At 51.1% G+C, this 6,603-nt stretch carries 5 protein-coding genes; 4 read left to right on the plus strand and 1 reads right to left on the minus strand.

All coding sequences use genetic code 11. The features are described 5' to 3' along the window. Nucleotides 1-415: 415 nt before the first annotated feature. Both B7E11_RS01750 and B7E11_RS01755 read left to right on the plus strand, forming a co-directional pair. Nucleotides 416-2,563: a sensor histidine kinase gene (locus tag B7E11_RS01750; protein WP_080831926.1), complete on the plus strand. Its 2,148-nt coding sequence runs from the start codon at nucleotides 416-418 to the stop codon at nucleotides 2,561-2,563. A 4-nt stretch (nucleotides 2,564-2,567) separates the two neighbouring features. After that, on the plus strand, nucleotides 2,568-3,263 hold the full coding sequence (locus B7E11_RS01755) for a response regulator transcription factor (protein WP_245809592.1): 696 nt from the start codon (nucleotides 2,568-2,570) through the stop codon (nucleotides 3,261-3,263). A 59-nt stretch (nucleotides 3,264-3,322) separates the two neighbouring features. Here B7E11_RS01755 and B7E11_RS30045 read toward each other — a convergent pair whose 3' ends face one another. Then, a complete protein-coding gene (locus tag B7E11_RS30045; protein ID WP_080831927.1) occupies nucleotides 3,323-5,566 on the minus strand; it encodes a chitobiase/beta-hexosaminidase C-terminal domain-containing protein in 2,244 nt (747 codons plus the stop codon). 223 nt (nucleotides 5,567-5,789) lie between these two features. Here B7E11_RS30045 and B7E11_RS29315 point away from each other — a divergent pair, with 223 nt between their 5' ends. Further along, the gene (locus B7E11_RS29315) at nucleotides 5,790-5,957 is read left to right on the plus strand and encodes a hypothetical protein (protein ID WP_176220571.1); all 168 of its coding nucleotides are present in this window, start codon (nucleotides 5,790-5,792) and stop codon (nucleotides 5,955-5,957) included. Then, nucleotides 5,923-6,165, plus strand: coding sequence for a hypothetical protein (locus B7E11_RS28705; RefSeq protein ID WP_139787036.1), 243 nt, complete (start codon nucleotides 5,923-5,925; stop codon nucleotides 6,163-6,165). The genes B7E11_RS29315 and B7E11_RS28705 overlap by 35 nt, the downstream gene beginning before the upstream one ends. The last annotated feature ends 438 nt before the right edge of the window (nucleotides 6,166-6,603 follow it).

Consider the following 6,603-nt stretch of genomic DNA (forward strand, 5'->3'; position numbering starts at 1 on the left):
ATAGCCTAATCCACCGTCATTGTACAGAAGGGATTAGGCTATTGTCGGCTGTTTATTCGGTTTGGCTCCGCCACACCGAATGGCGAATTCATGCCTTTTTCCCGCCATAAAGTCAGGCGGCGAACAAGCTTGGATCCGTAAACTCTTACAAACCCAATGTTATAGAACGTGTCTCCCGGAAGTACGTTATACCGACCTAGAAACCCCGGTGGACAGTTCGCTGGTATTCTTGCTTCCTGTCTATACATGATTAAGGCCTCCCAATCGTAGCAACCTTACTCCATGATATGTGTGAACGCCTAATGTGGTTATGTCTATCCACGTTGATATTTGCAGGGCACATTTTCGACAAATAATGCTATGATCTAGTTAATCATCTTACATATCGTGCATCTTGTAGATTGGGGTCGGTTTCATGATAAGGGGGATTCTCCGATTCGGTAAACGTACGCTTTTGCTTCCTATCGTTGCAGCCATTGTTATTGGATTGATCGCCAGCTATGCCGTCGTCTCTGCGCCGGAACCAACTAAGTTCCATAGTGAAGAGGGCATTCTGAATTTAACAGAGGTCAAGGTCAGCGAGCATCCGCAAAAGCTAACCGGGGAGTGGGCGTTCTACTGGCAAGAGCTGCTGTCGCCGGAGGACATACAGATTCGTTCGGCAAGGGGCGGGAATGCTGACCGATGGATCAGCATCCCAAACTCCTGGCTAGGCTATCGGTTAGATGGCCAGCAGCTGAGTGGTACAGGCTATGCAACCTTTCGGCTGGTCGTCCAGCTTAGCGAGCAGGATCGCAGCGAGCGGCTTGCTCTGCGGCTGCCGACCATCTTTCACGCGTATAAATTATGGGTGAATGGCGAGCTGTTGGCTGAAGTCGGCGTGGTTGGTCCGGATAAGAGCAGCGCGATACCGCAGCTGGCTACGAAGCTGGTGTTCTTCCAGCCCGAGCATGGCACCGTGGAGCTGGTTATGCAGGTGGCCAACTTCCATCATAAGCGAGGCGGCATCACCAAATATATTGAGCTGGGCGGGAGTGACGGATTAAGTGTCCGGACCAATCTGTCAATTGCTGCCGAAATGTTCATCACCGCCAGCCTGTTAGTGATTGGCGTATATCACCTGCTGCTCTACATCATGCGACGTAAGGATAGGGCTCCACTCTATTTTGGTCTGTTTACCTTGATGTTCGGGATCCGATCCTTGCTGGTCGGCGAGCTCTTGCTCACGCAAGTGTGGCCGGATTTCCCATGGGGATTGCAATTCAAGATCGAGTACCTGATTCTGTGCAGCGGTGCGTATGTCATTACGAGGTATTCGGATTGCATCTTCCGGAATGTGCCGCGTGGGTTCCAGCTTGGCTCGCGAATCGTAACCGGGGCATGCTGTATCGTTGTTGTGGTGACCCCTGCCATTATCTATACGAAGCTGTTAACGGCGATCGGCGTAGTGGTTGTTACGCATATCGTGTATCTTATGGTCGGGCTGGTTCGGGCGGCTGTGCGGCGTCAGGAGGGGGCACTGATCTTCCTGCTGGTGTCGGTGGTTGTGCTGGTTACGGTCATCAATGATTTTCTGTATTACAATGAATGGTCACGAATCGGGAATACTTCCCCGCTTGGTCTGTTGGTGTTCACGATCGCACAGATGATTCTGCTGTCTTCCAGATTTACGAGGGCGGCTACGAACGAAGAGCGAATTGCACGTGAACTCCAGGACGCGAACGACAAGCTGACCGAGATGAATAAGAATTTGGAACAGCTCGTACTTGAGCGCACACATGCCTTATCCGCAGCGCATGACGATCTCCGCACATCGTATGGCCGGTTGCTTCACTCCGAGCAAGGGAGGAAGAAGCTCCTGGCCTATATCACGCATGATCTGCGTATGCCGCTGTCCAGCATGCTAGGCTATGTCGAGGCTGTGCAGGACATGGTCAAGCCGGAACGCAATGAACAATACTTGAAGTATATCCGGGATAACACGATAAGGGTTAACCGCATGATTGAGGAGCTGTCCTTCTTGTCGCATCTGGAGACGGGACAAGTCTCGTACCGAATGGAACCCGTACATGCGGCTCACTTCTTGCGCCGGTTTTATGAACAATATGAGCTGGTTGTGCGTGACGCAGGGCTGGATTTCGTGTTGGAGATCGAAGCTGCGGCAGATCAAGGGGCCGATTCGCCTATAGTCGAGATGGATGCACAGCGACTGGAGCAGGCACTGTTCAATCTCGTGTCGAACGCCATGAAGTTCACCTCTAGGGGCGGGATGGTGCGTATCGCGCTAGCCGTGGACGAGGTGAACGATTCTCGCTATGCGATCATTAGCGTCGAAGACTCCGGCATGGGTATTCCGCCAGAGCAGCTCGAGCAAATCTTCGATCGCAATTATAGGTATGATCGGCCAGGCGCGGAGAAGGGCGTAGAAGGAAGCGGGCTCGGGCTGGCGATATGCAGAGAAATCGTACAAGCGCATGGTGGGACGGTTCGAGCGAAGAGCGACGGCAAGACGGGGACGATTTTCTATGTATCGCTTCCTTGCATGGTAGAAGAAGGGCGGTGACGGTGTGACGGACAGGCACAAAATTATGGTCGTCGATGATGATCCCCATATATGCGAGATTGTCCAGGCGTATTGCGAGCGTGAGGGCTTCCTATGCGCCTACAGCTATAGCGGTGCAGAAGCCATGAAGCTGCTTAAGTCCTTCGAGCCGGATCTGATTGTATTGGATGTCATGCTGGCTAATGAGGACGGCATTGATTGGTGCAGGAACGCGCGCAGCTACACGAATGCGCCGATCATGTTCCTGAGCAGCCGGGAGGAGGATGAGGTCAAGATCAACGCATTATCCTACGGCGGCGACGATTATGTGACCAAGCCGTTCAGTCCGGGCGTACTCATGGCCAAGATCAAGGCGCATCTTCGCAGAGTGTCGACGGGCAGAAGGGAGCAGCTGCTGGAGCTGCCGGGCCTGACGCTGGATTACTACGCGCAGTCCGTTATCATGGGGAGCGAAACCGTCTTCCTATCGAAAAAAGAGTTCAGCCTACTGACCTACATGGCACAGAACGTCAATCGTGTCGTTAGCGTTGATGCGTTGTTTCAGCTTATCTGGGGAACGGAAACTCTGGAGGATACGAGAACGGTAGCCGTACACATCAGTAACCTGCGCAAAAAGATCGAGGTTGACCCCGCCAATCCGGAGCGAATCGTTACGATACGGGGGAGCGGCTATATGCTGGTTGCCAGAAGCACAAAATGAAGAAAAACGGTGAAGGGAGAATTTGGAATTCCCTTGCACCGTTTTTCTTATGGCTTCCCTTAACCAATTTCCGGGAAGTACAAGTCAATGAGATCCTGAATCTGTTCTTTCGAAGACAAAGGTGTTGCAAAAGGGTCATTTCTGGTTTCCTGATAAGCAAATTCCAGTTCGGTGATGACCGCATCGATATTCGAAGCATTCACTCCGGTAATCCCGGCGCGCTCGAATACCTCTACGGTTGGGCGAGGCGATCCAAAGCCCATAGGATTCAGATAATCCAAGATTGAATCTACCGCAACATCTTGAATCACCTTATCCACGATCGCTTGGATGTCAACTATTGTTCTTGGAAGCGGTGAATCCGTTGTTACCGTAGGATCCAGGTAGTATTGGACGGAGAAAAGGTTCACGGACGTAACCCCCATTACACCTGCGTTGGCGAAGGTTGTCACATCAACACCGGTCCATATGCCCGACTCCGATGCCGCGTTGATCAGATAGAGTGCCGCTTGCTTCGCCAGATCGGCAATAACCGAGCCGACAATGGCTTGAATATCCGTTACCGTCCATGGGGAGGCGTCGTTTGAGCTGAGTGCCTCAATAACAATTGCTATATTGGATAAGGTAACCCCCGTAACCCCCGCATTGGCAAAAGTTGTCTCACTAACATTAGCCCATTCACCCGACTCCGCTGCTTCGTTGATCGAATTGAGTGCCACCTGCTTCGCCAGATCGGCAATAACCGATTCGACGATGGCTTGAATATCCGTTACCGTCCAAGGAGAGGCTTCGTTCGAGCTGAGTGCCTCAATAACAGCTGCTACATTGGATGTGGTAACACCCGTAACGCCCGCATCGGCAAAAATCAGCGCATCAACATTGTCCCATTCGCCAGATTCCGCTGCTTCATTAATCAAATCGAGCGGCGCTATGACTATCGCGGGCGTGATCTCACCCGTATACAACTTGGTTACTGTTACCTGCGGCGCTGCCGAATCCGTTGCCGTAATCGCAAAGCTATACGCGCCGCTCACGCTTGGAGTTCCGGTAATCGATCCCGTGTTAGGATCCAAAGTCAGCCCCGCAGGAAGTGCGCCATCCGTTACGGCATACGTAACGTCTTTCGTTCCTCCAGACAGTTTCGCTACGCTGCCAGAGTAGGCTTCTCCTTCAGCCATAGGTGAAATCGAGTATGGCAAAATAATCCGCAGCACGAGAGTATATTCGAATGTCGCAACCGAGCTATTCCGCGAGCCGGATTTAACGGCGATCGCCTTAATCGTTGTATCGTTCGTAATGAAAATTGGTTCCGTATACCGCGTACTAGACGTGGTCGGCTCGCTGAGATCCGTCGTATAGTACACAGCGGCAGATGAAGTCGCCGAACTTAACGTAACTTGCGTCCCCAAAATCACGGCACCGCTGGCCGGAAGCGCCGCAGGCGTAGCAACGGTAGACTGTACCGGAGGGACGTATGGAGCAGGTGGGTCGGAAGGAACGTAAGGGGCGGTGGTTGTTTCTTCCTTGGCCTCTTCCTTTGTCCCTTGCATCTCTTGAATTTTCTTATCTGCTTCTTTTATCTTCTGCAGCATAAGTTCATATTCGGATAAGGACTCGTCTTCGACCTGGTCCTTGTCACCAGATTGCACCCGGTTATCGTATGCGGTTACCGCGGCTTGGTAGGAGCTCTTAACGAGCAGGTCGCGGGTTGCGTTGGTTTTCCCGTCGAACGTCCCGTCCTCGCCGGTAGCCAATAACTTTTTCTCCAACGCCAAGGCGACATACCCCTTCGCCCAGTCCGATACAGAACCTTCAACATGTGCAGAGCCGTAGACATCCTTCTCCCATCCCAGCCCGCGAACAAGAAACGCAGCCAACTGCTCCTTGGTTACTTCACCCGACGGATCAAAGATACCGTTCCCATATCCGTCCGTAATGCCCGCAGCTTTGACCGCCTCGATGTATGGTAATGCGTAACCGTTAGCAGCATCCGCTTTGACGTCAATGAAGGAAGACGTCTGTAAGCTCGAATCCACCTTCAGACCGAAGATCAACGCTGCAACCTTGGCGAATTGCGCCCGGGTCATCTCATCTGTGAGTCCGAACTTGCCTTCGCCTATACCGTCGTATACCCCGGCCTCGATCATTGCATCGAACTTGGCTTTCGTTACAGCATCCAGATCCTTTAAATCCGTAAAGTCGGCTGAAGTCTTCGTAGCAGCTGCTGTGCTATCGGCAAAGGAAATGGCGGAACTCAAGCAAAGAAGCACCGCTATCAATAGTCCAACTACTTTTTTCTTCATTGTTTGCCTCCCTGAAGGTTGAGTTATCATATCGATTGTTCTCCTGCTAGTTTAGCACGTTAAATTTTGCCTGTTTATGAATTCAAAGAAAACTTTAAGTTCGGCGACGGTATAAGTTACGTTAAATAATAAACAGGGATATATTTGGAGATTGTCGAATTCTGATAGTGGCGAATAGCGCGATGGAGCAATGACACGAATGGCAAATGAAGGAGGCAACAAGATGACATTAATTAATCAGATGGCGACCAATGAAGAATTCATTGGCTTCTATCTTCTTAGAGAGCTAGAGCTAAAGCAGACGAATGCGACTCCGGCCAAGGACTACTTCGACATCGTGTTAGGGGATGCAAGCGGTGCCGGCGAAGTACTGGGATGTAAAACCCAATGAGAAAGACGGCTTTGCGCCGATGACGATCGTGAAGGTGCAGGGAACGGTACAGCCTTATCGAGAGAGATTGCAGATCAAGATCTCCCGTATTCGTAACGTGGTAAGTGCTGACGAGGTGAAATTGACCGACTTCATTACTACTCCAACAAGAGGAACTAAAGACGGTGCTGTCGATGACAGTGGATACAGCCTATCTCGGAAAGGTTAAGCGAGTCATAGATGAAGCATTGGCATTCGACGATATTACTAGTGAAGTCGTTTTATCGAGAAGATTGAAGTCGAGAAAGTAGGTACGGTAAAATTATTTTATCGATTTGCCGGTACTTCCAGTATCGTTAAAGCGCTGCTCAATTAATGTAAGGAATTGTATGTGCGCTTGGGTAGCGCATTTATTTTAAAGTATTGCGCTACACTCGGCACTCCACACATGTGGAGAGCTGTGTGTCGCTAACAAGATCTATTGAATAGAAGCCGCATTTACCTGATAAAGTCCGAACGAGTCACCGTTCGGACTTTATTGTAGTACGCCCAGCATGGGCGTCATCTCTAGGGTGAAAGTCCCGAACGGGGGCTGGCGAACGCCTACCGTTAGCCAAGAGCAAGGGTGTCAGCCGCGAGGCGGAATCTGAAGGAAGCTGGAGGCAAA

The sequence above is a fragment of the Cohnella massiliensis genome (genome assembly GCF_900169535.1).
Taxonomy (GTDB): domain Bacteria; phylum Bacillota; class Bacilli; order Paenibacillales; family Paenibacillaceae; genus Cohnella; species Cohnella algarum.

Bases quoted from the DNA above. Each gene is read 5' to 3' on its own strand.
- B7E11_RS30045 (WP_080831927.1), bottom strand. From the start codon at position 5,566: ATGAAGAAAAAAGTAGTTGGACTATTGATAGCGGTGCTTCTTTGCTTG.
- B7E11_RS01750 (WP_080831926.1), top strand. From the start codon at position 416: ATGATAAGGGGGATTCTCCGATTCGGTAAACGTACGCTTTTGCTTCCT.
- B7E11_RS29315 (WP_176220571.1), top strand. From the start codon at position 5,790: ATGACATTAATTAATCAGATGGCGACCAATGAAGAATTCATTGGCTTC.